Raw genomic sequence first — 21,893 nt, 5'->3', positions numbered from 1 at the left:
GGCTTCCAAGCCCCGGTCGCTGTTGCGGCTCGCTCTTGCCGTTTCCACCGCTTTCGGTTTTGCGACAATGGCCGAGGCCGCCCCCTCTCGCGCCCAGGTGGAGGCACAATTCCGGCAGTGGATCGAAACCGACCTCTGGCAGGCGGCGAAAGACGCCGGCGTTGGACGTGACGTTTTCGACAAGACGCTTCGCAGCGTGCAGCTGAACTGGGAACTGCCCGACCTGGTGCCGCCCGGTACAGCCCCCCCTAAAGAGCAGACGCAGAGCCAGGCGGAGTTCTCGTCTCCGGCGCCCTATTTCGACGAAAAGCGGCTGCAGGGGCTGGCAGGGACTGGCAAGTCGCTTGCCTCGCAGCATGCCTCCACCCTGCGTCGTATCGAAGCCACGTATGGCGTGCCCGGCTCGATCGTCGTTTCGATCTGGGGCCGTGAATCCGGTTATGGGCGAGCGAAGTTGCCCTATTCCGCGATAGATGTCCTGACGACCAAGGCCTTCATGTCGACCCGCAAGCCATTGTTCCAGCAGGAGCTGATTTCCGCCCTGCACATGCTGGAAAGCGGCGACGTTTCAGCGGACAAAATGATGGGCTCCTGGGCGGGCGCGCTTGGTCAGCCGCAATTCATGCCAAGCAGCTATCTAAAATATGCCGTAGACTTCGACGGAGACGGCAAACGCGACATCTGGAACTCGGTACCGGATGCGCTCGCCTCGATCGCCAACTATCTGGTGAAGAGCGGCTGGCAGAAGGGGCGCGACTGGGGTTACGAGATCACGATCCCGGCTGGCGTTTCATGCGCGCAGGAAGGACCTGATCGGGCAAAGGCGGTATCCGCCTGGGCCGCAGACGGGCTCAGCCGGATCACGGGAAAAGCCTTTCCGCGCGGCGAAAATTCGCTGCCCGCGATGATGCTTGTGCCGGCTGGCACGCATGGTCCCGAATTCCTGGTCACGCCGAACTTCTACGTGCTGAAAGAATACAATAACTCCGATCTCTATGCGCTGTTCATCGGCAATCTCTCAGACCGTATTGCCAATGGCGGCGGCGCCTTCCGGGCACCGTGGGATAATATTGGCAAGATGCTGCGCTCCGACGTGCTTGCCATGCAGCAGGCGCTGGTGGCGCAGGGCTATGATGTCGGCAAGGTTGACGGTCTGCCGGGTTTCAAGACACGGCGTTCACTGGGCGAATGGCAGGTCAAGAACGGATTGCAGCCGACGTGCTATCCCAGTGCGGACCTGAAGACAAAGCTTCGCTGATCCAGGGCCTTAATGATGATCGATGTGCGGCTGATGAAAGACGTCGTCTGACGGCGGGATCGCCTGGCGCTCGATCATCCGGTGAACCCGCGGAGGCTCCTTGCCGCGATGCAGGTCCCGCAGACGATCTGTGATTTCCGCATCTGCCTTGGTGCGCCGTTGATTGTGGCGCACGTAATCTACCCAGGTGGCGACGTGGTAGGTCTCCGTCCATAGATCCGGATTTTCCAGATCGCGCATCAGGGCCCAGTTCCGGGCTCCATCGCGGATCCTGATCCTGCGGCGCTCTGTCATCACGTGCAGGAACTCCGAGACGTCGGCGTCATCAATCTCGAAATCGACCTGCACGACGATCGGACCGCTGCGGGGCCTGATGTCGAGCCGCAGTGCCGGCTCGGCAAAGCGATTGAGGGGATCGAGATCGAGTGTCTTGAAGGCGGGCATGGGCAGGAAATAGCCGATCAGCAGGCCTGCGATCATCAGGAAACTCGACGCAACCAGAGCCTGACCGGATCCATGACTTTCCGCAATGCTGCCCCAGAGCCAGCTTCCGAGCGCCATGCCGCCGAAGGTCGCAGTCTGATAGAGCGAGAGGGAACGACCGACCACCCAGCGCGGCGTTGACAGCTGAACGACTGTGTTGAAGAGCGAGAGCGCGAGAACCCAACAGGCCCCGGCGAGTACGAGTGCCACTGCCGTCAACCAGACGGAACTGCTGACACCGGTCATTGCGGCGGCTACCGCAAAGCCCGCAAACGAAACTCGCACGATGTCTTCGCTGGACAGGAGATCACGGAGGCGCTGGTTGTTAAGCGCCCCAATGATGGCGCCAAAGCCGAAGGCACCGAGCAAACCGCCGAAGACCAGAGGACCGCCATTCAGTTGATCCCGGGCGACAATCGGCAGGAGGGACATGATGGCAGTTGCGGTCAGGCCAAAGACGAAGCCACGAAAGAGAACCTTGCCAAGATTGGGCGACATGGAGACATAGCGGATGCCGGCAAAGATTGCCTGGCCGAGCTGCTCGCGTGGCAGCGGGTTCTTGGGGAACTCCGGCCTCCAGCGGTAAAGCGCATAGGTCAATGCAAAATATGAGACCGTATTGACGGTGAAGGCGGCTGCTGCACCCGCCACCGCAACGATCAGACCGCCGATGGCAGGGCCAACACTCCGCGTGATGTTGAAGCCCATGCTGTTGAGAGAAACAGCAGCCGGCAGGTCCGTACGCGGAACGATATCACCGATCGATGCCTGCCATGACGGGTTGTTAAGCGCCGTGCCACACCCGATGAGGAAGGTGAAGCCAAGCAATCCCCAGGGGCTGAGCAAATCGAGAAAGGCAAAGAGCGCAAGGAGCGCCGAGACCATGATCATGAACAGTTGTGCCCCGATCATCACTCTTCGACGGTCGAAGCTGTCCGCAATGGCGCCGGCGATCAGGGAGAGCAGCATGATCGGCGCCGTGTTCGACGCCTGGACCAAGGCGACCATGTTTTCAGAGGTCGAAATGGACGCCATCATCCAGGCGGCCCCCACGCCCTGAATCAAGCCGCCCAGATTGGAAGAGATGCTGGCGAACCAGATCCGCCGGTAAGCTTCGTTCCGGAGCGGCAGCAGGGGCGATCGGGGATGGGACACGACGGATGCTCGGTTGTTTTCCGGGAGATGCCGAGGACTTAAGCCTGCGGCTGTTTGCGAACTTGCACCCTTCAACGCACCACAGGCAAGTTTGTTTTCACCGCGTGGCGAAAAGCTTGCATTCCGGAGGCCATTGGCGTATACGAGCTTCAAATTCTTGATCGACAGATGAAGAGTGGGGCCGCAAGGACCCGCTCTTTTTTATTGGCGATCACAGCCAATCGGGAGTATGACGATTGTCCGAAGACATGCCGATGCCGGAAGCCGGCGAAGCACGGATCATCACCGAGACGGGCCTTGACCGTCGTATCGCAGACATTATCGAGCCCGTGCTCGTCGCGATGGATTTCAAGCTGGTTCGTGTCCGCATGATGAACCAGAACGGTTTGACGCTGCAGGTTATGGCCGAGCGCAACGACGGCACGATGACCGTTGAAGATTGCGAAGCCGTGTCGACGGCGATCTCGCCGGCGCTCGACGTCGATGATCCGGTCGACAAGGCCTATCACCTCGAAGTCTCGTCCCCGGGCATCGATCGGCCGATGGTGCGCAAGTCGGACTTTACCCGCTGGAAGGGCCATCTGGTAAAGTGCGAAACGTCGATCCTCGTCGACAACCGCAAGCGCTTCCGTGGCACAATTGCTGATGTGACGCATGAGGCCTTTACGCTTGAGCGCGACCAGGTCGCCTATGGCGAGGAGCCGCGGGTGACGATCCCGTTTAATGCGCTTGCCGAAGCCAAGCTCATCCTGACGGACGATCTGATCCGTGACGCGCTCCGAGCCGACAAGCTCGCCAAGGCGCAGGCCGCGAACCAGAACGACGAAAACGAAGACGACAGCGAAGCATAACGTTTGACCCATAGCCCCGAGGCGATAAGCCCGGGCGTGAAGACGGAGACCTAGACAATGGCAGTCAGTGCTAACCGGCTCGAGCTCTTGCAGATTGCAGATGCCGTTGCCCGTGAAAAGGTGATCGACCGCGAAATCGTGCTCGCCGCCATGGCCGACGCGATCCAGAAGGCCGCCCGCTCGCGCTACGGCAGCGAAACCAACATCCGCGCCGACATCAACTCGAAGACTGGCGAAATCCGCCTGCAGCGTCTTCTTGAGGTGGTCGAAAAGGTCGAAGACTACTCGACCCAGATCGCGCTTGAACTGGCCCGCGACCGCAATGTCGACGCCAAGCTCGGCGACTTCATTGCCGATCCGCTGCCGCCAATGGATTTTGGCCGTATCGCTGCCCAGTCGGCCAAGCAGGTCATCGTGCAGAAGGTGCGTGAAGCCGAGCGCGACCGTCAGTATGACGAATTCAAGGACCGTATGGGCGAAATCGTCAACGGCACTGTCAAGCGCGTCGAATACGGCAACGTGATCGTTGATCTCGGCCGCGGTGAAGGCATTATCCGTCGCGACGAGATGATCCCGCGCGAAGCCTTCCGCTACGGCGACCGCGTGCGTGCCTATGTCTACGACGTGCGTCGTGAACAGCGTGGACCGCAGATTTTCCTGTCGCGTACCCATCCGCAGTTCATGGTGAAGCTGTTCACCATGGAAGTGCCGGAAATCTACGACGGCATCATCCAGATCAAGTCGGTTGCCCGTGACCCGGGTTCGCGCGCCAAGATCGCCGTCATCTCGAACGACTCGTCGATCGATCCGGTCGGCGCCTGCGTCGGTATGCGTGGTTCGCGCGTTCAGGCCGTCGTCGGCGAACTGCAGGGTGAAAAGATCGACATCATTCCGTGGAGCCAGGATCCGGCTTCCTTCATCGTCAACGCCCTTCAGCCGGCTGAAGTCGCCAAGGTCGTTCTTGATGAAGATGCAGAACGCATCGAAGTCGTCGTGCCGGACGAACAGCTGTCGCTGGCCATCGGCCGCCGCGGCCAGAACGTTCGCCTGGCATCGCAGCTGACCGGCTGGGATATCGACATCATGACGGAAGCGGAAGAATCCGAGCGCCGTCAGAAGGAATTCAACGTGCGTACGAACCTGTTCATGGACGCTCTCGACGTTGATGAGATGGTCGGCCAGGTTCTGGCGTCGGAAGGCTTCGCCCAGGTTGAAGAAGTGGCTTACGTCAACATTGACGAAATCGCCTCGATCGACGGCTTTGACGAAGATACCGCACAGGAAATCCAGACCCGTGCACGCGAGTATCTCGACAAGATCGAAGCCGAAATGGATGCCAAGCGCCGCGAACTCGGCGTGGCGGACGAGCTGCGCCAGATCGAGGGCATGACGTCCGCGATGATGGTCGCCCTCGGCGAGGACGGCATCAAGACGATTGAAGACTTTGCCGGCTGCGCCGCTGACGACCTCGTCGGCTGGAGCGAGCGGAAGAATGGCGAGACGAAGAAGTTCGAGGGCCTGTTCTCGAAGTTCGAAATCTCGCGTGCCGAAGCCGAAGCCATGGTTGTTCAGGCGCGCCTCTCTGCCGGCTGGATCACCGAAGAAGATCTGGCGGCCGAAGCTGAAGTCGAAGTGGAAGGCGAGGCAGAAGCCGAGCAGGAAGCGTGATGACCATCCAGTCGCCGGACGTGGAGAAGGACGAAGATGACTTCGACCTTTCCGACGTGAACGGACGGATGTGCATCGTGACCCGCGAGAGCGGCGCGCCGGAAACGCTTCTGCGGTTCGTGGCTGCTCCCGATGGGACAATCGTTCCCGACCTGAAGCGGACGCTTCCCGGTCGGGGTTGCTGGGTTAGCCCGCGACGCGAGGCTGTCGACAAGGCCGTGGCGAAAAAGCTTTTCGCCCGGGCCCTGAAGCGGGAAGTCAAGGTTGATCCGGCGCTCGGATCAACCGTTGAACGTCTTCTGATCTCGCAGCTCTGCGGGATGATGAACCTGGCCCGAAAGGCCGGACAGTTCATCAGCGGATCGGCCAAGGTCGAGGCTGCAGTCAGAAGTGGCGAGGCGCTTGCAGTATTCCACTCGCTGGATGCTGCAGCGGATGGTGTGAGAAAGATCGACCAGGCCCGAAAGGCCTGGCACCTTGGAACAGGAGCAGATGCGGAAGTTCCCGCATTTCACCTGCTTTCCGGGGCGGAATTGGACGAACTGATGGGCCAGAATGCGTTTATCCATGCTTGCGCGCTTGCAGGGCAGGCGGGTGAAGGTGTAGTGAAACGCGCAACTCTGCTCGAAACCTATCGTGGCCAAGCGCCGCAGGTTTCGCGCGCTGGCCTGAAATCACAATGACGCGGTCACCGACGAAGGTCGGCCCCCGTGGTTTAGGACAGTATGTGAACGGCGAGGTCTGATGCACGGCATCCGGCCCCGCTCGAAGGAACGGGAACGGAATGACGGACAACAAAGACGACAAGACAATCGGCGTGAAGAAGACTCTCACCCTGAAACCCTCGGGGATGAGCCAGGGTACCGTGCGCCAGGACATGGGGCGCGGACGTACGAAGTCCGTCGTCGTAGAGACTGTAAAGCGACGCGTGACACGCCCACAGGACGAAAAGCCGATCACGCCGATCCGCGCTGAACCTGCGGCACCTGCCCCGGTCACGCCGACGCCGGCGCCCGCCCCGGTCGCCCCGCGCCCTGTTCAACAGCAGACCCGCGTGCACCAGCCGGCCCCCGCGCAGCAGCGCCCGCCGCAGCAGCAGCGTCAGCCGGAACGTCCGCGTGGCGCCGTCCTGCACGACCTGTCAGCCAGCGAAATGGACGCTCGTCGCCGCGCGCTGGTTGAAGCGCAGGCCCGCGAAGTCGAAGAAGCCAAGCAGCGCGCCATCGAAGAAGAGCGCCGCAGGGTGGAAACCATCGAAGCTGCACGCATTGCAGCCGAAGAAGCCGCACGCCGCGCCGCAGAGCCCGTTGTCGAGCCTGAACCTGAGCCAGCACCTGCACCCGTTGCTGCAGCGCCCGTCGCTGTACGCCCTGCGGCATCTGCACCGGCGCCGGCTGCAGCGCCCGCTGCTCCTGGTGCACCGGGCTTCGTGCGTGGCCGCAAGGCCAATGACGACGATGATGATCGTGGACCGCCGCGCGGCTTGCCTGGTCGCGGCAAGGTCGTTGCACCGGCACCGGCGAAGGTCCCTGCCCGTCCGAAGGCAGAGGAAGATCGTCGCCGCGGCAAACTTACGGTTACCAGTGCTGGCGTGGATGACGAAGGTGGCGCACGCGGTCGTTCGCTGGCCTCCATGCGCCGCCGCCAGGAAAAGTTCCGCCGCTCGCAGATGCAGGAAACCCGCGAAAAGGTTATGCGCGAGGTTATCCTTCCGGAAACCATCACCATTCAGGAACTGTCGCAGCGTATGTCTGAACGCGCCGTCGACGTCATCAAGTACCTGATGAAGGAAGGCCAGATGATGAAGCCGGGCGACGTCATTGACGCCGACCTCGCCGAAATCATTGCGACCGAATTCGGCCATACCGTAAAGCGCGTCTCTGAATCCGACGTTGAAGAAGGCATCTTCAACAAGGCCGATGACGCCGTTGAAATGGTTTCGCGTCCGCCTGTCGTCACCATCATGGGTCACGTCGACCACGGCAAGACCTCGCTGCTCGATGCCATCCGTCAGGCAAACGTCGTTTCTGGCGAAGCCGGTGGCATCACCCAGCATATCGGTGCCTATCAGGTCGAGCAGAACGGTCAGAAGATCACCTTCATCGACACCCCCGGCCACGCCGCCTTTACGGCCATGCGTGCCCGCGGTGCACAGGCGACGGACATCGCGATCCTCGTGGTTGCGGCCGATGACAGCGTGATGCCGCAGACGATCGAATCCATCAACCACGCCAAGGCGGCCAACGTGCCGATCATCGTGGCGATCAACAAGATCGACAAGCACGAAGCCAAGCCGGACAAGGTCCGCCAGCAGCTTCTGCAGCACGAAGTCTTTGTTGAATCGCTCGGCGGTGAAGTGCTCGACGTCGAAGTATCGGCGAAGAACAAGACGAACCTCGACAAGCTGCTCGAAGCCGTCCTGCTCCAGGCCGAAATTCTCGACCTCAAGGCCGACCCGACCCGTACTGCTGAAGGTGTTGTCATCGAAGCACAGCTCGATCGTGGCCGCGGCGCGGTTGCGACCGTTCTTGTCCAGAAGGGCACGCTGAAGCCGGGCCAGATCATCGTTGCCGGCGATCAGTGGGGCCGTGTTCGCGCGCTCGTCACCGACAAGGGCGACCATGTCAAGGAAGCCGGTCCGGCCATGCCGGTCGAAATCCTCGGCCTTTCCGGTACGCCTGCTGCCGGCGACCGTTTCGCGGTCGTTGAAAACGAGGCCCGCGCTCGCGAGATCTCCGAGTACCGCCAGCGCCTGGCACGCGACAAGGCGGCTGCCCGCCAGTCCGGCCAGCGCGGTTCGCTCGAGCAGATGATGAGCAAGCTTCAGAACACCGGCTTCAAGGAATTCCCGCTGGTCATCAAGGGGGACGTGCAGGGTTCGGTCGAAGCGATTATCGCTTCGCTCGACAAGCTCGGCACCGACGAAGTGCGGGCCCGTATCGTCCACTCGGGCGCCGGCGCCATCACGGAATCGGATATCGCGCTTGCCGAATCCTCAGATGCCGCGATCATCGGCTTCAACGTCCGTGCGAATGCACAGGCACGAACCGCTGCAGACCGCGGCGGCATCGAGATCCGCTACTACAACATCATCTACGATCTGGTGGATGACGTGAAGGCAGCGATGTCGGGTCTTCTGTCGCCGGAACGTCGCGAGACTTTCCTCGGCAATGCCGAAATCCTCGAAGTCTTCAACATCACGAAGACGGGCAAGGTTGCCGGTTGCCGTGTTATCGAAGGCAAGGTCGAACGTGGGGCTGGCGTCCGCCTGGTGCGCGACAACGTCGTCATCCACGAAGGCAAGCTCAAGACGCTCAAGCGCTTCAAGGACGAAGTGTCCGAAGTGCCGATGGGTCAGGAATGCGGCATGGCCTTCGAGAACTACGAAGACATCCGCGCCGGCGATACGATCGAGTGCTTCCGCGTGGAACACATCACGCGTACGCTCTAAAGGTCATGACTGCCTCTGGCAGCCAGCGAAACAAGCAGACGGTGGCGATAGTCATCGTCTGTTTTCTTTATGCGACGAACGGCTACGCGGAGGTCTGCGACAAGGGTGGCTGGAATCCAGCGAGTGGCCCTATCACAATCACCAGCGAGATCGCCGGCAGTGCGGTATGGTCCCTGATCATCACAATCCTATTGTCCGTCGGCATTCTCAAGCGCTGGCGCTGGTTGGCTTGGCCGATCACATTGCTATCGATGGGCATGGTGCTGCTCGGCCTTTCGGACGATCCCGAGGACCCAGCAATTCTGTCGATGATCGCCGAAGGTTGCAGAACGGGCTCGTCTGGGCTCATCATGTCGATCTCTTTCGTTATGCCACTGCTGATAGGCACAGTTGTCGCGGCGCTTAAATCTAGATTGAAGTCAGGAACAAAATGACAAAACCAACCTCTTCGGCACCTTCGCAGCGCATGCTGCGCGTCGGCGAGCAGGTGCGCGCCGCAATCACCCAGGTGCTTCAGCGCGGGGAAGTGAACGATGATCTCATCGAAAAGACGGTGATCTCGGTCTCGGAAGTCCGGATGTCGCCGGACCTTAAGATGGCGACTGCTTACGTGGCGCCGCTCGGCGTGAAGGATCATGACGCGGTCATTGCCGCTTTGAACAAACATGCGAAGTTCATACGCGGTCGCTTGGGCAACCAGCTTCGGCAGCTGAAGTACATGCCGGAAGTACGCTTCCGCGACGACACCAGCTTTGACAACTACCAGAAGATTGATGCGCTCTTGCGCTCGCCGGAGGTCCAGCGTGACCTCGGGACCGATGAAGATCAAGACTAAGAAAAGACTTAGATGTCCAAACCCAGAAAGCCCAAGGGCCGCCCGATCTCGGGTTGGCTCATTCTCGACAAGCCGGTGGATTTCGGCTCGACCGAAGCGGTCGGCAAGATCAAGTGGTTGTTCAATGCCCAGAAGGCCGGTCATGCCGGCACGCTCGACCCGCTGGCGTCGGGCATGCTGCCGATTGCGCTTGGCGATGCGACCAAGACCGTGCCTTACGTCATGGACGGCCGTAAGATCTACGAATTTACCGTGACCTGGGGTGAAGAGCGCGCCACCGACGATCTCGAGGGCGAGGCCACACAGACCTCCGACAAGCGCCCGACGGAGGACGAAATCCGCGCATTGCTGCCAAACTATACTGGCACGATCAACCAGATCCCGCCGCAGTTTTCGGCAATCAAGATTGCCGGCGAACGGGCCTATGACCTTGCACGCGATGGCGAAACGGTCGAGATCCCCTCGCGCGAGGTCGAAGTGCACCGCCTGACGCTTCTGAAATGCGAGGACGACAAGGCGCATTTCGAGGTGGAATGCGGCAAGGGCACCTATGTGCGATCGCTTGCCCGAGACTTCGGTCGTGACCTTGGATGCTACGGCCACATCTCGACCCTGCGGCGCAGCTATGTCGCGCCCTTTGCCGAGGACATGATGGTGCCGCTTGCAGAGCTCGTTGCTCTGGAAAGCATCGATGACCGGGACGAACGTCTGGCGGCACTCGACGCCTTCCTGCTCGACACGGCACAGGCCCTCTCCAGCCTGCCACAACTGCGGATCACCGATGACCAGGCCCACCGCCTGCGCATGGGCAATCCGATCATCGTGCGTGGACGTGACGCGCCTGTGGCCGAGCCTGAGGCTGTTGCGCTTTCCGGCGGGAAGCTGATCGCCATTGGCGAAATCGCAGGCGGAGAGTTCCATCCCCGCCGGGTCTTCACCTGAGGCCTTCCTTTAGGCGGCTCTTTCCTTTCCGCAGGGAATGGAGTATAGGCCGCACCAGCTGGCACCTCTGGTGCCTGCATTCATGGCCAATGCTGGACGACATCCCGGCCTTTGGCGTCCTTATCCTCAAGTTATCCAGAAAGGATTTCCGATGTCGATCACTGCAGAGCGCAAGGCTGAGCTCATCAAGGAATACGCAATCAACGAAGGCGACACTGGTTCGCCGGAAGTCCAGGTTGCGATCCTGACCGAGCGGATCAACAACCTGACCGATCACTTCAAGGGCCACAAGAAGGACAACCACTCGCGTCGTGGCCTTCTGACCATGGTTTCGAGCCGCCGTTCGCTTCTCGACTACGTCAAGAAGAAGGACGAGGCCCGCTACACGACCCTGATCACGCGCCTCGGCATCCGCCGCTAATCGAATTCCCGGCGGACCTTCTTCGCGAAGGTCCGCCGGTCGCCTTTCCGGGTAGGGCTGAAACAACCCGCGACCGGTTCCGCGCAACAATGCCCGGAACGACTGACAGCCCGGATGGGCCGGTGCTGTCGATGCCAACCGATGACCTGTCATGGGGCAGGATTGTTGGATGCTTCCCCGCCGAACCGGCGAGACATCGGCCAGCGCCGAAACCGAAGCCTCCCACTGTCTTGCCCGTGATGCGTCAGCACAATGCGAAATGCCCTCCCCCGCGCTTACGTAGGTGACCGAGCTTTCGCATATGAAGGACAAGATATGTTTGACACCCATACCGTCGAAATCGAATGGGCAGGCCGTCCGCTGAAGCTGGAAACGGGCAAGATCGCCCGTCAGGCTGATGGCGCCGTTCTCGCGACCTACGGCGAAACCGTCGTTCTCGCCACCGTTGTTTCGGCCAAGTCGCCGAAGCCGGGCCAGGACTTCTTCCCGCTCACCGTCAACTACCAGGAAAAGACCTATGCCGCCGGCAAGATCCCGGGTGGCTATTTCAAGCGCGAAGGTCGTCCGTCGGAAAAGGAAACGCTGGTTTCCCGCCTGATCGACCGTCCGATCCGCCCGCTCTTCCCGGAAGGCTACAAGAACGACACGCAGGTCGTCGTCACCGTCGTGCAGCACGACCTTGAGAACGACCCAGACGTCCTGTCGATGGTTGCGGCTTCTGCAGCGCTGACGCTCTCCGGCGTTCCCTTCATGGGCCCGGTCGGCGGCGCACGCGTCGGCTACATCAACGGCGAATATGTTCTGAACCCGCATCTCGACGAGATGGACGAGTCGGTTCTCGACCTCGTCGTCGCCGGCACACAGGACGCCGTCCTGATGGTCGAGTCGGAAGCCAAGGAACTCAACGAAGACATCATGCTCGGCGCCGTGATGTTCGGCCACAAGGGCTTCCAGCCGGTCATCGACGCGATCATCAAGCTCGCTGAAGTTGCCGCCAAGGAACCACGTGAATTCGAACCGGAAGATCATTCCGCTCTCGAAGCCGAAATGCTCTCGATCGCCGAAACCGAACTGCGCGCTGCCTACAAGATCACCCAGAAGGCTGATCGCTACGCCGCCGTCGACGCCGTCAAGGCCAAGGTGAAGGCACACTTCTTCCCGGAAGGCGAAGAGCCGAAGTACACCAATGAAGTCATCGGCGCCGTCTTCAAGCACCTGCAGGCAAAGATCGTTCGCTGGAACATCCTCGACACCAAGAGCCGCATCGACGGCCGCGACCTGTCGACCGTTCGTGCGATCGTGTCGGAAGTCGGTATCCTGCCGCGCACGCACGGTTCGGCCCTCTTCACCCGCGGCGAGACCCAGGCGATCGTTGTCGCCACGCTCGGTACCGGCGAAGACGAACAGTATGTCGACTCGCTGACCGGCATGTACAAGGAACGCTTCCTGCTGCACTACAACTTCCCGCCCTACTCGGTCGGTGAAACCGGTCGCATGGGTTCCCCGGGCCGCCGCGAAATCGGTCACGGCAAGCTCGCCTGGCGCGCTATCCGCCCGATGCTGCCGTCTGCAGAGCAGTTCCCTTACACGCTGCGCGTCGTCTCCGAGATCACCGAGTCGAACGGCTCGTCCTCGATGGCAACCGTTTGCGGCACGTCGCTCGCTCTGATGGACGCCGGCGTTCCGCTGGCCAAGCCGGTTGCCGGTATCGCCATGGGTCTGATCCTGGAAGGCGAGCGCTTTGCCGTTCTCTCCGACATCCTGGGTGACGAAGACCACCTCGGCGATATGGACTTCAAGGTTGCAGGTACTGCCGACGGCATCACCTCTCTGCAGATGGACATCAAGATCGCCGGCATCACCGAAGAGATCATGAAGGTGGCTCTGGCGCAGGCACAGGACGGCCGCAAGCACATTCTCGGTGAAATGGCGAACGCCATCACGGAAGGTCGCTCGCAGCTTGGCGAATTCGCACCGCGCATCGAAGTGATGAACATCCCGGTCGACAAGATCCGTGAAGTCATCGGTTCGGGCGGCAAGGTCATCCGCGAAATCGTTGAAAAGACCGGCGCCAAGATCAACATCGAAGACGATGGCACGATCAAGATCGCTTCTTCTTCTGGCAAGGAAATCGAAGCGGCCCGCAAGTGGATCCACTCGATCGTTGCAGAGCCAGAAGTTGGCGTGATCTACGAAGGCACCGTTGTGAAAACCGCCGATTTCGGCGCCTTCGTCAACTTCTTCGGCTCGCGTGATGGCCTCGTGCACATCTCGCAGCTCGCTTCCGAGCGCGTTGCCAAGACCTCTGACGTCGTCAAGGAAGGCGACAAGGTTTGGGTCAAGTTGATGGGCTTTGATGAGCGTGGCAAGGTTCGCCTGTCGATGAAGGTCGTTGACCAGGCCACCGGCCAGGAAATCAAGCGGGCCGAAGGCGACGCAGCCGCCGAATAAGGGCGCCTCGGCACCCTCTTCCAGGCGCGGGAAACCTTCCCGCGCCTTTTTTGTAATTCGAAGAAAGACCGTCCCATGAGCCGCGAAACACTGAAGACGCTGTTCCATCCCTTTGTTACGGAAGCCGTGGCATTGCCCCTGGCCGGCAGCCGCGTCCTGTTTCTCGGTGCCGAGGCCGGCTTTGCCAAGCCGGAAGGCTTCGAAGCTGAACTGTCGCTGGTTCAGGAATTCCGCCCGGAATTCCTCCGGCTCGCAGCCGCGCATCTCAATCCGACCCCCGCCATCGAAGGTGATGATTTCGATGTGGCGCTGGTGCTTGCGAGCAAGCACAAGGGACTGAGCGAAGATCGTGTGGCCGAAGCCCTGCAGCGGGTGAAGACGGGTGGCACGATCGTTATCGCCGGCGCAAAGGAAGATGGCATCCTACCTCTCCGCAAGCAGCTCGATCGCCTTGGCCTGGCGCCCGAATCCATGCCGAAATATCATGGCGTGGCGATCTGGATCTCGGTGCCGGCCGATGTGTCAGCGGCCGTCGCGACGCTGGCTGCGAAAACCGTCTCTGTCGAAGGGCGCTTCGAAACACGCGCCGGGCTGTTCTCGCATGCCCATGTGGACGATGGCTCCGAACTGCTGGCCAGCCGCCTGCCGACGGATTTCGACGGGAACGCAGCCGACTTCGGCGCCGGGTGGGGGTATCTTTCGGTCATGCTGGCACAAACGTCGCCTCGCACCAACCGCATCGATCTCTTCGAGGCCAGCCATACGGCGCTTGAGCACGCGCGCCGCAATCTTGCGCGCAACTGCCCTAACCTTACCACACGCTTCTTCTGGCAGGATCTTGGCACGGAGCCGCCCAAGGAGAAGTATGATCTCATCATCATGAATCCGCCGTTCCACGAAGGCCATGCTGCCGAACCCTCCATTGGCGCAGCCATGATCAAGGCCGCAGCAGACTCGGTCAGAAGCGGCGGCAGCCTGCTGATGGTGGCCAATCGCGGCCTGCCTTATGAAAACGCGCTTGCGAGCCTGTTTAAGCACTCCGGGGAAACCTGCCGGAATTCCCGTTTCAAGGTCTTGTGGGCGAAGCGCTAAGCGTTCTCACCTCAGCGTGAAGTCGATGGCGCGCGATCGCCCTCGACTCCCGGTCGGCGTTGACTTAGCTTCGGGCGTCAAGCTTTTACCCTGAGGCGCCGCCGGCCAATGACTGTCCGGACTGTTACAGATGAATTGACCACCGTCGCCGGGCTTGCCTCGGCCGTCGTTGTTCATGCGGCGAGCTATGGAATCGACATAGGGCCGATTTGCAAGGCGCTGGACATCGATCCCGCGAGTTTTCAGGACCTGACTGCGCGCATCAGTCTCGATCGCCTGTGTCGCCTTCTGGAGGCCTGTGCGCTTCTCGCAGATGACGAAGCTTTTGGGGTCACCAGTGTTCGCGCTTTTGAAGCGGGCGCTACGGGACCTTTTGGATACGGGCTCATGTCGGCTCCGACCGGCCTCGACTTCGTCCGCTTCATCGACACACATATCCAGTACATCACCCATACCAGCTATTCCCGTCTGACGATCGATGACGCTGGTGCGCGCCTCGATTGGACGTTTGCCCCTGTCATCGTGAAACGTGACCAGTATGTCGACATGTCCGTGGCCCTTGTCATGGCCCGGGCACGTGATGTCGCCCCGGATGCAGCCGGGCTGATCGAGATCGAACTGGAACGGCCGCGACCGCGCAATACCCAACCCTATCGGCAATATTTATCCCGGAGACTGGCGTTCGGTGCCGGCATGAACTCGGTGCGGTTCCCGCAAGGCTTTCTCGGCACGGTAAACCCAGTCGGAGATCGGCGTCTGTTCGAGTTGATGGACCTTCAGTGCCGCAACCTCCGGCCGACCATCGATGCAGCCACCAGTGACTTCGTCGAACAGGTCCGCCGTTATCTGCTTCTGCATGTGGCGGACGAGGACAGTCCCCTCGCCGAAATCGCCGGCTATTTCGGTTTGTCGGAACGGACATTTCAGCGGCGTCTTTCAGAACATGGGACGAGCCTCAACGACATCAAAGACGAAGTTCGGCGAGACGTGAGCTTCAACCTTCTCACGCAGAGCGATCTGCCCTTCTCGGAGATCTGCTACAGGCTCGGATACTCTGCGCCGAGCGCTTTCACGCGGTCCGTCACCCGTTGGTTCGGCGGCACTCCGACAGAAGTTCGAGAAGGCCGCTCTGCTTAACAGGCGCGCTTTCTTCATGCCGTCGCTGAATTAGTGTGGGCTGATAAAAAATTGGCGGCCAAAGGCAATCAGACGGATCTAAATCGATTTATGAGCCGCACAGGTCGCGTGGCATACGGATGCCAGCACCCCTCCTCCCGTCGGTTTGAACTTGTCATGAATACACTAAGAACTACGCCGTGTTCTGCTCGGACATCGTCCGGCCTCACGGAAACAGAAGTATCTTGCCTGCGGCTCATTGCCGAGGGACTGCAGCCGCAAGAGGCCGCACGAATTCTCGACCTTCCGCAAGGACGGTTCGAACTCGCCCTGAGTTCCGCACAGGCGAAACTTGGCGCGCGCAATGTCATGCAGGCAATCAGTTCAGCGTTGCTGACGGGGACTATCGCAAAAGACGAAATCTCTGCATCGGAGTAAGCCGTACTCCCACGGCTTGCGGACCACTCCGGTTTATTCGCCTGGCGCGTCAAACGCGCCAGGCATTTTCATATCTGCCATCCGCAAAATACCGGCAGATCAATCTTCAGGCAAACTGGCCTTTACACGCGAAACCTCGAGGCTGCAGCCAGCCTCGATCAAACGAGCTAGACGCTCAACCGTTGTAGCGCTGGAAAACCAGCGTGGCATTGGTGCCACCGAAGCCGAATGAGTTCGACAGGATCGTATCGATCTTTGCGTCGTCGATGCGTTTGCGCACGACGGGCACACCGTCGAACTCTGGATCGAGTTCGGTGATGTGGGCGCTTTCTCCGATGAACTTTTCCTGCATCATCAGGAGGCCATAGATGGATTCCTGGACGCCGGCCGCACCGAGCGAGTGCCCCGTCAGCGACTTGGTCGACTGAATATGCGGGATCTTGTCACCGAACACTTCACGGATCGCACCGATTTCCTTGGAATCGCCAACAGGCGTCGAGGTACCATGCGTGTTGATGTAGTCGACGTCGCCGGTCACGGTCGACAGCGCCTGGCGCATGCAGCGCTTCGCACCTTCACCTGATGGAGCGACCATGTCGTAACCATCCGAGGTCGCGCCATAGCCGACGATTTCAGCGTAGATCTTCGCGCCACGCGCCTTGGCGTGTTCGAGTTCTTCCAGGATCAGCACGCCCGCACCACCGGCAATGACGAAACCGTCACGCGAGATGTCATAAGCACGCGACGCCGTAGACGGCGTATCGTTGTATTTCGAGGACATCGCACCCATGGCATCGAAGAGGGACGACATGGTCCAGTCGAGATCTTCGTGACCGCCGGCGAAGACCATGTCCTGCTTGCCCCACTGGATCATCTCATAGGCATTGCCAATGCAATGGGCCGAGGTCGAGCAAGCGGACGAGATCGAGTAGTTGACGCCGTGCAGCTTGAACCAGGTGGCAAGCGTCGCAGACGCTGTCGAAGACATGGCCTTGGGGACAGCAAACGGCCCAATGCGCTTCGGGCTGTTGTTCTGGCGCACGATGTCCGCGGCTTCGACAATCTGTTTCGTCGACGGGCCACCGGACCCCATGATGATACCCACGCGCTCATTCTGGGCGTAGTCGCCTTCTTCAAGACCCGAATCGGCAATTGCCTGTTTCATCGCAACATGGTTCCACGCCCCGCCCTGCGACAGGAAGCGCATGGCGCGGCGATCGACCATCTCTGTCGGATCGAGACTGGGCTTGCCCCAGACCTGGCACCGGAAACCGTGCTCGGCAAAATCGGGAGAAAAACTGATGCCCGATTTCGCATCGCGCAGCGACGCGGTCACTTCGGCTGCGTCGGCGCCGATGGAGGACACCACGCCAAGACCTGTTACTACAACCCGTCTCATTTCTCTGACCTTCTTACTGAATTTCGGATTCGGACAGGCCGGATCAGGCCGTCTTGTCCTTCGACAGACCGACACGCAGATCGGTTGCCTGATAGATAGTTTCGCCATCGGCCTTCAACCAGCCGTCCGCAGTGCCGAGCACCAGACGACCGCGCATGACGCGCTTGAAATCGATGCCATATTCAAGAAGCTTGGTTTCCGGACGCACCATGCCCTTGAACTTAACCTCACCGGTCGACAGCGCCATGCCGCGTCCCGGCTCACCGAGCCAGCCAAGGTAGAAGCCGGTCAACTGCCACATGCCATCAAGACCCAAGCAGCCCGGCATGATCGGGTTGCCCTGGAAGTGGCAGGGGAAATACCAGTCATCGGGCCGAACGTCATACTCTGCACGGAGGAAGCCCTTGTCGAAGGCGCCGCCGGTTTCGGAAATCTCCGTGATCCGGTGAACCATCAACATAGGCGGCAGCGGCAGCTGCGCATTGCCGGGACCAAAAAGCTCGCCACGGCCGCAGGAGAGGATTTCTTCGTAATTGTAGCTGGACTGTCTCGTAACCATTTTGCTTCTTCTTCCCCCCACTCGCTTCATTCGGATGACGGGACCCAATAGAGCAAGACAGAGGCAATTTGAAGCCCTGGCCGATCGGGGTTCCGTTTCACTGGCCGTGCGCTGCTCGGCATGTTGATTTCATGATGTCGAATACATTAACGACCGTTCCATCACCAGACCCGAGGCTGTAAAAAGACCATGCTTGAAGCGCGCCATTGCCCAATGCTCCGGATCTATTGAAAGAGCCTGATTTTGCAGCTATATCCAGAGTGTTCGAGTTGAAACGTCGATTACACCGGAGTTCGTCTTTGACGATGGCCACCTGTCAAACAGGAATCGAGCTGAAACTGCGCCGTTCGGGTTTGCGCCCGACACGGCAGCGCATTGCATTGGCCGACCTTTTGTTCGCGAAGGGTGATCGACACCTGACGGTGGAAGAACTTCACGAGGAAGCCATCGCGGCCGACGTCCCGGTTTCGCTTGCTACCGTCTACAATACGTTGCACCAGTTCACCGAGGCCGGTCTGATCCGAGTGCTGGCGGTGGAAAGCGCCAAGACGTATTTCGACACGAATGTCTCCGACCACCACCACTTCTTCGTCGAAGGCGAGAACCGGGTACTGGACATTCCAGTCAACAATCTCAGCATTGAAAATCTCCCGCCGGCGCCCGAGGGCATGGAAATCTCCCATGTCGATGTGGTGATCCGGCTGCGCCCGAAGCAGGGCTGATTTCCTTACATCACTTCGTCGGGATGGCGTCCGGGCTTGTGCCGGTATGTCGGGAACGTCCAGCCGAAATGGAGGGCGCCGCCGCGAATAGCGAAAGCGGCCGCCGCTCCGATGACTGACGCGACATACAACGGTGCACCGAGCGCCTCAACCGCTGTGAATACAGCCGCTCCGATCAACGCCGCTGTGATATAGATTTCCGGACGCAGCAGGACCGAGGGCTCGTTTGCAAGTAGGTCACGCAGGACGCCGCCAAAGCTTGCAGTCAAGGTGCCGGTCACGATGGCGATTGTCGGCGAGCCCGTCGCCGCCAGCCCCTTTGCGGCCCCCATCACACAATAGGCTGACAAGCCGATGGCATCGAGCCAAATCAGCAATTTGTATCGTGATTCGACCAGGTGCGCCGTGAAGAAGACGACGACACCGATCGCACAGCAAATCAGGATATAGTCAGGGTTCAACACCCAGAAGACCGGCACGCGCCCCAGGACGACGTCACGCACGGTACCGCCACCAAGCCCGGTCACAACAGCGAAGAACAGAAAACCGATCACGTCCAATTGCTTGCGCGACGCTGCAAGCGCGCCTGTCGCGGCAAACAGCGCAATGCCGGCATAATCGAGATAGGATAGCAGGGACACGGTCTCTCCTTCGTCTTTTCAGGGATTACAATCACGCCGTTAAGGGTGACGCAAGCAGGAGCGGATAGTCTCAGCAAACACTCTCGTTTCGGAGCCCGACACCGTGTCCTTGTCCTTACGCGTTTTTCTCTCCAGCATCATGCTTCTGGCAGCAGCACCGTCCCAGGCGCAGCAGGAACTGCTGCAGGATCCCGAGAGTTACGAGAAGGCCTATTACGGCAAGCGCTGCGAAGAGGTGCGCTATGGAAGCGGCTTCATTGACCGGATCGACGTCAACAATGACGGCATTGTCGATGCGGTGACAAATAGCAGTGAAGTCATGTGCGATGGCGTTCGCGGTCCAGACTGCACGGCGGAAGGCTGCCCCTATAACTTCTACCTGCAGGTCAAGGAGGGTGGCTATCTGATGATTGCCACCGCTCAAATCTACGCCTACGACTTTATCAAGCGCTTCGGCAACATGGTTTTCGTCCTCAAGATGCACCCGAAGTTTTGCGAGCGTAAAGAAGGCGAAGCGCCCTGCCAGATGACGGTCAGGGTTCGCGGGACCAAGTTTCTGACGATTTCGAAGAAATGAGGCTCATGGCTGGGGATAGAGCACGTCGATCCGTCCCATCAGCCTGTAACTTGCAAGACCTATCCATTCTCTCACAGCCGTTGCGGTCTGTTGGGCATTCAGTGTGGGTTGCGTGAAGTCGAGAGTAAACCGCACCTTTCCGCTCGTCCGAAAATCTGTGGGCCATGGCGTCACATCCAGCATCTGCTTGCGAAAGAGCCCCATCGCCCGCGGCATATGGAACGCGGACGTGATCAGCAGGCAGTTCGAGAGCCCGGCTTGCTGAAGCAGGACGCGGCTGTTTCCAACATTCTCGTCGGTGTTGCGCGATGTCTGCTCCTCGATCAGACGTGAGCGCTCGATGCCGAAGGCCTGGAAATACCGCACCGACGCTGCCGCATCCCCTTCGTATTGGCCACTGAGCGATCCATCACCGCCAGAGACCAGAATGCGCGCTTGCGGATTGGCGACGGCGAGCCGGAGCGCTTCAACGAATCGATCTGCGGCCTGATTGAGTTCGATCCCGCCACGCGACGTCGTCACTTCCGTTTCGAAGGCGCCACCCAGCACAATCATGCAGGCAACGCTGTGCGGATCAGCATCTGGTCGCGGAAAACGTGCTTCAAGCTGCTGGAGCAGAACCGTCCCGAGCGTGGTGTAAAGCGTCAAGAAGAGTATGGAGAGTGACAGAGACAGGACAACGAACCCCGCCTTACGCCGGCGAATCGCGAAAAGGGCAAGCGCCGCCAGCCCACCGAAGAATACCAGAGAAAGCGGCTGCGCCAGCATCCAGAACAGCTTCGATATGACGAACATGCGCTCTCTTTCTCCAACAACCTGATGGAATGGGACGAAAAATGTCCAGCTTCACTCAAGCAGGCCGTACTAGAAGCCCACTCTATTGTCATTGGTTTCAGCATCACTTTTCAGCCAGGAGCCCAGATGCGCTTCGCCATCGATACCGTAGACGACACAGGCGCCGACCGCCTTTATATTGGCACTCCAATCGCCATCCGTGACCACCGTCTGACGCTGCGCCTGCGCGAAGGCGAGATCAGCATCGACACCCGGAAGATCATCGACTGGTTCCAGGTCGATCTAGGCGCGCAACGCGAACGCGGCAATCTGTTCGACTGCGTCACTGGATGAGATAGGAAACAGCAAAGAGCCTAGGCCGGGTGTCCGCAACACCTGGTTTGTGCCTTATAGTTCTGTTGTCGGAAAATTTGGTGGAGCTAAGCGGGATCGAACCGCTGACCTCTTGCATGCCATGCAAGCGCTCTCCCAGCTGAGCTATAGCCCCATCAGGGTACCGGGTGAATTCCGGCTCCGGGAACCCCGTTGAAAGCAACGCTTCCGGTGGGGTGGCGGCTTGATACTTCCGGCAGTCGGAGATGGCAAGCCGAAAAATGAAAGCCCGGGCATTTTTTTAGGCCCGGGCTCGAAATCCTTGAAAAATCAGACTTCGTCGTCGTCGCCGGTGACGCCGATGAGACCAGTCATGTCATCATCATCGTCATCTTCATCGGCTTCCAGGAAGGTGTCATCGTCGTCGCCGTCGATCTCGACTTCGTCGTCACCGAGATCCGGCAGGTCGTCGCCGCCGGCGGCGTCATCACCGTCTTCGAGCGAGACCAGTTCGACATCCGTGTTTTCGGTATCGACTTCCGCGACCTCTTCTTCCTCAGCCTTCTCCATAATGGCGGCAACCGAGGTTTCCTCAAAGTAGGAGAGCGGCCAGGACTTCTTCGTGTACGGTGACACGATCGGATCCTTGTTCAGGTCGTAGAATTTCTTGCCGGTGTCGGGGCAAGTCCGTTTCGTTCCAAGTTCTGCCTTCGCCACTGTCAAAGCC

Annotated in this window: 22 protein-coding genes and 1 tRNA gene; 16 read left to right on the top strand and 7 right to left on the bottom strand. The window is 60.0% G+C overall.

What is annotated here, in order from left to right; all coding sequences use genetic code 11:
* Positions 1-19 precede the first annotated feature (19 nt).
* Positions 20-1,258, top strand: a complete 1,239-nt coding sequence (locus tag ACSV9I_RS19675) for a lytic murein transglycosylase (RefSeq protein WP_438330551.1) — start codon at positions 20-22, stop codon at positions 1,256-1,258.
* A 9-nt stretch (positions 1,259-1,267) separates the two neighbouring features.
* Here ACSV9I_RS19675 and ACSV9I_RS19670 read toward each other — a convergent pair whose 3' ends face one another.
* On the bottom strand, positions 1,268-2,896 hold the full coding sequence (locus tag ACSV9I_RS19670) for an MFS transporter (RefSeq protein WP_438330473.1): 1,629 nt from the start codon (positions 2,894-2,896) through the stop codon (positions 1,268-1,270).
* A gap of 248 nt (positions 2,897-3,144) precedes the next feature.
* On the opposite strand from ACSV9I_RS19670, the gene rimP reads away from it, so the two are divergent.
* The 12 genes from rimP (at position 3,145) to ACSV9I_RS19610 (ending at position 16,161) form a co-directional block, all read left to right on the top strand.
* Positions 3,145-3,747: a ribosome maturation factor RimP gene (gene rimP, locus ACSV9I_RS19665; protein ID WP_156318546.1), complete on the top strand. Its 603-nt coding sequence runs from the start codon at positions 3,145-3,147 to the stop codon at positions 3,745-3,747.
* 57 nt (positions 3,748-3,804) lie between these two features.
* On the top strand, positions 3,805-5,415 hold the full coding sequence (gene nusA, locus ACSV9I_RS19660; RefSeq protein WP_438330472.1) for a transcription termination factor NusA: 1,611 nt from the start codon (positions 3,805-3,807) through the stop codon (positions 5,413-5,415).
* Complete coding sequence (locus tag ACSV9I_RS19655) at positions 5,412-6,098, top strand: RNA-binding protein (RefSeq protein WP_438330471.1); 687 nt, start codon at positions 5,412-5,414, stop codon at positions 6,096-6,098. The genes nusA and ACSV9I_RS19655 overlap by 4 nt, the downstream gene beginning before the upstream one ends.
* 101 nt (positions 6,099-6,199) lie before the next feature.
* On the top strand, positions 6,200-8,866 hold the full coding sequence (gene infB, locus ACSV9I_RS19650; RefSeq protein ID WP_438330470.1) for a translation initiation factor IF-2: 2,667 nt from the start codon (positions 6,200-6,202) through the stop codon (positions 8,864-8,866).
* A gap of 41 nt (positions 8,867-8,907) precedes the next feature.
* Positions 8,908-9,300, top strand: coding sequence for a hypothetical protein (locus ACSV9I_RS19645; RefSeq protein WP_438330469.1), 393 nt, complete (start codon positions 8,908-8,910; stop codon positions 9,298-9,300).
* Positions 9,297-9,701 carry a 30S ribosome-binding factor RbfA gene (rbfA, locus tag ACSV9I_RS19640; protein ID WP_438330468.1) on the top strand — a complete coding sequence of 135 codons (405 nt, stop codon included), beginning with the start codon at positions 9,297-9,299 and terminating at the stop codon, positions 9,699-9,701. The genes ACSV9I_RS19645 and rbfA overlap by 4 nt, the downstream gene beginning before the upstream one ends.
* Before the next feature lie 12 nt (positions 9,702-9,713).
* Positions 9,714-10,643: a tRNA pseudouridine(55) synthase TruB gene (gene truB, locus ACSV9I_RS19635; RefSeq protein ID WP_438330467.1), complete on the top strand. Its 930-nt coding sequence runs from the start codon at positions 9,714-9,716 to the stop codon at positions 10,641-10,643.
* Positions 10,644-10,794: 151 nt separating this feature from the next.
* Positions 10,795-11,064 (top strand): 30S ribosomal protein S15, encoded by a 270-nt coding sequence (rpsO, locus tag ACSV9I_RS19630; RefSeq protein WP_054158257.1) that lies wholly within the window; start codon positions 10,795-10,797, stop codon positions 11,062-11,064.
* 315 nt (positions 11,065-11,379) lie between these two features.
* Positions 11,380-13,515 (top strand): polyribonucleotide nucleotidyltransferase, encoded by a 2,136-nt coding sequence (pnp, locus tag ACSV9I_RS19625; RefSeq protein WP_054158258.1) that lies wholly within the window; start codon positions 11,380-11,382, stop codon positions 13,513-13,515.
* A 75-nt stretch (positions 13,516-13,590) separates the two neighbouring features.
* Positions 13,591-14,607 carry a class I SAM-dependent methyltransferase gene (locus ACSV9I_RS19620; RefSeq protein ID WP_438330466.1) on the top strand — a complete coding sequence of 339 codons (1,017 nt, stop codon included), beginning with the start codon at positions 13,591-13,593 and terminating at the stop codon, positions 14,605-14,607.
* A 108-nt stretch (positions 14,608-14,715) separates the two neighbouring features.
* Positions 14,716-15,744: an AraC family transcriptional regulator ligand-binding domain-containing protein gene (locus ACSV9I_RS19615; protein WP_438330465.1), complete on the top strand. Its 1,029-nt coding sequence runs from the start codon at positions 14,716-14,718 to the stop codon at positions 15,742-15,744.
* A gap of 90 nt (positions 15,745-15,834) precedes the next feature.
* The gene (locus ACSV9I_RS19610; protein WP_438330550.1) at positions 15,835-16,161 is read left to right on the top strand and encodes a LuxR C-terminal-related transcriptional regulator; all 327 of its coding nucleotides are present in this window, start codon (positions 15,835-15,837) and stop codon (positions 16,159-16,161) included.
* Positions 16,162-16,336: 175 nt separating this feature from the next.
* Here ACSV9I_RS19610 and fabB read toward each other — a convergent pair whose 3' ends face one another.
* Both fabB and fabA read right to left on the bottom strand, forming a co-directional pair.
* Positions 16,337-17,560, bottom strand: a complete 1,224-nt coding sequence (gene fabB, locus ACSV9I_RS19605; protein ID WP_438330464.1) for a beta-ketoacyl-ACP synthase I — start codon at positions 17,558-17,560, stop codon at positions 16,337-16,339.
* Between the two features lie 43 nt (positions 17,561-17,603).
* Positions 17,604-18,119, bottom strand: coding sequence for a 3-hydroxyacyl-[acyl-carrier-protein] dehydratase FabA (gene fabA, locus ACSV9I_RS19600; RefSeq protein WP_054158262.1), 516 nt, complete (start codon positions 18,117-18,119; stop codon positions 17,604-17,606).
* A 305-nt stretch (positions 18,120-18,424) separates the two neighbouring features.
* On the opposite strand from fabA, the gene irrA reads away from it, so the two are divergent.
* Positions 18,425-18,841, top strand: a complete 417-nt coding sequence (irrA, locus tag ACSV9I_RS19595) for an iron response transcriptional regulator IrrA (RefSeq protein ID WP_438330549.1) — start codon at positions 18,425-18,427, stop codon at positions 18,839-18,841.
* Between the two features lie 5 nt (positions 18,842-18,846).
* Here the strand turns inward: irrA and ACSV9I_RS19590 are convergent, their stop codons facing one another.
* Entirely contained in the window at positions 18,847-19,482 is a 636-nt protein-coding gene (locus tag ACSV9I_RS19590; RefSeq protein WP_438330463.1) for a trimeric intracellular cation channel family protein, read from the bottom strand.
* Between the two features lie 139 nt (positions 19,483-19,621).
* On the opposite strand from ACSV9I_RS19590, the gene ACSV9I_RS19585 reads away from it, so the two are divergent.
* On the top strand, positions 19,622-20,059 hold the full coding sequence (locus ACSV9I_RS19585; RefSeq protein ID WP_054158265.1) for a hypothetical protein: 438 nt from the start codon (positions 19,622-19,624) through the stop codon (positions 20,057-20,059).
* Positions 20,060-20,062: 3 nt separating this feature from the next.
* On the opposite strand, the gene ACSV9I_RS19580 is transcribed toward ACSV9I_RS19585, so the two are convergent.
* Entirely contained in the window at positions 20,063-20,854 is a 792-nt protein-coding gene (locus tag ACSV9I_RS19580) for a YdcF family protein (protein WP_438330462.1), read from the bottom strand.
* Between the two features lie 126 nt (positions 20,855-20,980).
* On the opposite strand from ACSV9I_RS19580, the gene ACSV9I_RS19575 reads away from it, so the two are divergent.
* Positions 20,981-21,187 carry a hypothetical protein gene (locus tag ACSV9I_RS19575; protein WP_438330461.1) on the top strand — a complete coding sequence of 69 codons (207 nt, stop codon included), beginning with the start codon at positions 20,981-20,983 and terminating at the stop codon, positions 21,185-21,187.
* Between the two features lie 78 nt (positions 21,188-21,265).
* On the opposite strand, the gene ACSV9I_RS19570 is transcribed toward ACSV9I_RS19575, so the two are convergent.
* Both ACSV9I_RS19570 and ACSV9I_RS19565 read right to left on the bottom strand, forming a co-directional pair.
* A tRNA-Ala gene (locus ACSV9I_RS19570) sits at positions 21,266-21,341 on the bottom strand.
* A gap of 155 nt (positions 21,342-21,496) precedes the next feature.
* Positions 21,497-21,883: a TIGR02300 family protein gene (locus tag ACSV9I_RS19565; protein ID WP_054158268.1), complete on the bottom strand. Its 387-nt coding sequence runs from the start codon at positions 21,881-21,883 to the stop codon at positions 21,497-21,499.
* Positions 21,884-21,893 lie beyond the last annotated feature (10 nt).

This window comes from Rhizobium sp. G187 (assembly GCF_051549525.1).
Taxonomy (GTDB): Bacteria; Pseudomonadota; Alphaproteobacteria; order Rhizobiales; family Rhizobiaceae; genus Allorhizobium.
Note: the sequence above shows the minus strand (reverse complement) of the source record. Positions and strands in the feature narration are given on the sequence as shown.